This window comes from Oleiphilus sp. HI0123 (assembly GCF_001635315.1).
In genome coordinates this window covers 1-4,644 of the sequence record NZ_LWGE01001261.1, presented here as the reverse complement: position 1 = coordinate 4,644, position 4,644 = coordinate 1, and the positions used below count along the sequence as shown (strand labels likewise).

Annotated in this window: 4 protein-coding genes; all 4 read right to left on the bottom strand. The window is 46.2% G+C overall.

What is annotated here, in order from left to right; translation table 11 throughout:
• Positions 1–33: 33 nt before the first annotated feature.
• The gene (gene tpiA / locus A3761_RS14905; RefSeq protein ID WP_068553677.1) at positions 34–792 is read right to left on the bottom strand and encodes a triose-phosphate isomerase; all 759 of its coding nucleotides are present in this window, start codon (positions 790–792) and stop codon (positions 34–36) included.
• Positions 793–881: 89 nt separating this feature from the next.
• A complete protein-coding gene (gene glmM, locus A3761_RS14900) occupies positions 882–2,225 on the bottom strand; it encodes a phosphoglucosamine mutase (protein WP_068515215.1) in 1,344 nt (447 codons plus the stop codon).
• A gap of 28 nt (positions 2,226–2,253) precedes the next feature.
• Positions 2,254–3,090, bottom strand: a complete 837-nt coding sequence (folP, locus tag A3761_RS14895) for a dihydropteroate synthase (RefSeq protein ID WP_068506644.1) — start codon at positions 3,088–3,090, stop codon at positions 2,254–2,256.
• Between the two features lie 28 nt (positions 3,091–3,118).
• Positions 3,119–4,644: ATP-dependent zinc metalloprotease FtsH (ftsH, locus tag A3761_RS14890; protein WP_082870257.1), on the bottom strand; the 1,526-nt coding region annotated here is incomplete at its 5' end.

Genomic DNA, 4,644 nt, shown 5'->3' with positions numbered 1-4,644 from the left:
ACTCTTAATTGCAACAAACAACAATAAAAATTACTAACCAGCGCTCTTACAGATTTGTAAAAAGTCGCTCACTTTTAATGATGCGCCACCAACTAGCCCACCATCAATATCATCCTGACCAAACAATTCTTTGGCGGTTTTTACATTAACACTACCACCGTACAGAATTGCCATATTTTCAGCTAAGTCCGCAGACTTTTCTGAAACCTGCTGCCGAATATAAGCGTGCATTTCCTGAGCTTGCTCTGGCGTTGCTGTTTCGCCTGTCCCAATTGCCCAAACCGGCTCATAAGCAATAAGCAAATCAGACATTTCTTGCGAAGAAAATTGCTTCAGCACAGCGCCGACTTGCGTCGCAACAACTTCCTGCGCTCTACCACCTTCTCGATCTTCCAGAGTCTCACCTACACACAAAACCGGCTTAATACCAGCCTTTAGCAAACGGGAGATTTTAGCAACAACATCACTATCAGTCTCTCCGAACAAAGCTCTACGCTCTGAGTGCCCAACTAACGACCACTGACAACCTACATCGCTCAACATAGGCGCAGATACTTCACCAGTAAACGCACCTTCGTCAAAACCAGCAACATTCTGAGCTGCCAACTGGATACCGGAGTCTTTACTTGCTTCAAAAAAGCCGGAAAGTAAAACTGTCGGCGGTGCGATTAGCACTTGCACATCGTCAGGCACGTTAGACGATGCTTGATCGCTAAATGCCTGCAAGTAGTCCTGCATAAATGCAACACTACCATTCATTTTCCAATTTCCCGCAACAATCTTGCTACGCATATATAACACCAGCTTTTCAGAAGGGCGCAAATACTAACCGAGTTAATCTTTACTTACAAGCAACCCATTACGACTTTTTACCCAATTACTTAACCAATTGCATTCTGGACCGTTTCAACCAGAGAGTTCACCACTGAATTCACCAAGTCCGCATCCTCGCCCTCAGCCATAACCCGGATTAGAGGCTCCGTACCCGAGCCTCTCAACAACACTCTACCCTGCCCTGCCAAACGCTCACCTTGCTCTTTAACAGCCTGGGCAATAACATCGTTTGACATGGGGTCTGTTTTTTCTTTAATTCGTACGTTCTTCAACACCTGTGGAAGCTTAGTCATCTCGGACTTCAACTCATGCAAGCTCTTACCGTCACGCCATAAGGAAATAAGAACCTGCAACGCAGCAATAGTTGCATCACCCGTGCTCGCTTTATCAAAGCAAATAATATGGCCTGAGTTCTCACCACCAAGCTCCCAGCCATTCTTCACTAGCTGCTCCATCACATAGCGGTCGCCCACATTTGCACGAACAAAAGGAATATTCAGCTTTTGCAATGCCAGCTCTGCACCAAAGTTCGTCATTAATGTACCGACAACCCCACCTTCCAAGCGACCAGCCTGCTGACGATTCCTGGCAATAATATAAATCAGCTCATCACCATCAACCACTTCACCTTTATGATCAACCATGATGACACGGTCACCGTCGCCATCAAATGCAATCCCGAGATCAGCCTCAACTTCTAATACCTTGTCAACAAGCGCCTGAGGGCTTGTCGAACCTACATCACGATTAATATTCAAACCATCTGGTTGCACACCAATTGTGGTGATTTCTGCACCCAATTCTTTAAAGACATAAGGCGCCACCTGGTAGGTTGCACCATGCGCACAATCCAGCACAATTTTCATACCAGTCAAAGACATCGACGAAGGAATGGTCGCCTTACAGCATTCGACATAACGGCCAATTGCATCATCAATACGTTTCGCCTTACCTAGCAGGTCGGGCGCTACGACTTCAAGGTCTTTATCAAGCCAAGATTCAATCTCTAATTCAACAGCATCATCCAACTTCAAACCCTTAGAAGAAAAGAACTTAATACCGTTATCATGATAAGGGTTATGGGAAGCACTAATAACAATACCGGCATTTGCCCTATAGGTTCGCGTCAAGTACGCAACGGCTGGTGTAGGCATTGGGCCCAATAAGCGCACATCCATACCCGCTGCAGATAAACCTGCCTCAAGCGCAGACTCAAACAAGTAACCGGATATTCGCGTATCTTTACCAATAATGACACGATTCCTGAGGCCTTCTTTCTTGAAAACCTTACCACAAGCCCAACCCAGCTTAAGCATAAACTCTGGTGTAATTGCACCTTCACCCAAGCAGCCACGAATTCCATCTGTACCAAAGTATTTTCTTGAAGACATATCTTTTCCCTAAAACCCTTAAATAAACCTAACCTGCACGCTTTACAGCATCAACAACACGCACCGCATCAACCGTCTCAACAACATCATGAACCCTTACGATCTCGGCCCCTTGCCAGGCAGCAAGTGTCGCAGCAGACAAACTTCCAGCTAAACGCTGTTCTACATCTCGTCCCAGCAAGTCAGCAAACATGGACTTTCTAGAAACCCCAACCAACACAGGGTACCCCATACGTTTTAGTCGCTCAATGCCAGCTAATAAGCTCAGATTATGGGAAAGCGTTTTACCAAAACCAAAACCTGGATCGACAATCAAACGCTGATCATCAACCCCAGCAGACTTGAGCGTATTAATACGCGAAAGTAAAAAGGCCTCAACCTCTTCCACAACCGACGTATATTCTGGCTGAATTTGCATTGTATCGGGCTTACCTTGCATATGCATGACACACAAGGCGACATTCGCACCCGCAACGGCTTCGACCGCGCCAGGTCGCGTAAATGCCCGAACATCATTAATCAAACCAGCGCCCAGCGCAACGGTTTCACGCATGACTTGCGGTGTACTAGTATCGACCGATAATACGACATCGAAGTTTTGAAGAATTTTTTCAGCAACAGGACAAACACGATCAAGCTCTTCTTGAACGCTTACTGGCTGTGCACCTGGACGAGTAGACTCACCGCCCACATCAATAATACTCGCCCCTTGAGCAAGCATTATTTCAACCTGATTTAGTGCTGAATCGAGATTAGAGTACTGACCACCGTCAGAAAAGGAATCGGGTGTTACATTAAGAACACCCATCACTTGAGTTGTCGCCAGATCGAGCTCTCGACTGGCGAACTTGAACAATTGACTCATAATTTAACTAAACACATCTCTGGAGAACCTAACCCTGCTCTCCAGTCTCGTCAGTTGGCTTTTTGCCATCAGCGATATCCACAACCTTATCATCTTCGCTATCGGCTTTTTTGTCGCTCGAACCATCGTTATCGTTACGACCGTTACTTGACCAGCCTTTTGGCTCACGTGGATCCTTACCGTCCATCAAGTCATCAATCTGCTCAGAATCAATGGTTTCATACTTCATCAAAGCATCCGCCATTGCATCAAGAATTGAACGATTATCCTCGAGGATTTTTTGTGCTTGCGCATAACATGTATCAATAATTGAACGCACTTCGGTATCAATTTCATTACGTGTAGCACCCGCCACATGAGAACCGCCACTGCCAGCGGACTTTCCTAAAAACACTTCTTCTTGGGCATCATCATAAAGCAAGGGCCCTAACTTATCGGACAAGCCCCACTTGGTTACCATATTTCTAGCAATCTCTGTCGCACGCTGAATATCGTTTGATGCGCCGGTTGTGACACCATCCATACCTAATGTCATTTCTTCGGCAATTCGGCCACCATAAAGCGAACAAATCTGGCTGATAAGCTGCTTGCGACTCAAGCTATAACGATCTTCTTCAGGCAGGAACATCGTCACACCCAAAGCACGACCTCTCGGAATAATACTTACCTTATAAACCGGATCATGTTCTGGTAAAACACGACCAACAATTGCATGTCCCGCTTCATGATAAGCCGTATTAAGCTTTTCCTTCTCAGACATCACCATAGACTTGCGCTCTGCGCCCATCATAATCTTATCTTTAGCAAGCTCAAAGTCTGTCATTTCAACTGCACGCTTATCAGCTCGTGCCGCAAACAGGGAAGCTTCGTTAACCAGGTTCGCCAAGTCAGCACCTGAAAATCCTGGCGTACCACGGGCAATCAAACTTGGCGCAACATCCTCAGCTAAAGGCACCTTTTTCATATGCACCTTCAGAATTTGCTCACGACCAAGTATATCTGGCAAACCGACCACAACTTGACGGTCAAAACGCCCCGGTCTTAACAATGCTGGGTCTAGAACATCCGGCCTATTGGTTGCAGCAATAACAATGACACCTTCACTACCTTCAAAGCCGTCCATCTCTACCAAGAGCTGGTTCAGTGTTTGCTCACGCTCATCATGACCACCACCCATACCCGCACCACGATGGCGACCGACAGCATCGATCTCATCGATAAAGATAATACAAGGAGATTGCTTCTTGGCCTGCTCGAACATATCACGCACACGTGAAGCACCCACACCGACAAACATTTCTACAAAGTCAGAACCAGAAATTGAGAAGAAAGGAACTTTTGCTTCACCGGCAATTGCCTTGGCAAGCAATGTCTTACCGGTACCCGGCTGACCAACCATCAATACGCCACGTGGAATCTTGCCACCCAAGCGTTGAAATTTGCTTGGATCCCGCAAAAACTCTACAAGCTCTTTAACATCTTCTTTAGCTTCATCAACACCGGCCACATCAGCAAAGGTTGTCTTAATTTGGTCTTCACTCATTAAACGAGCTT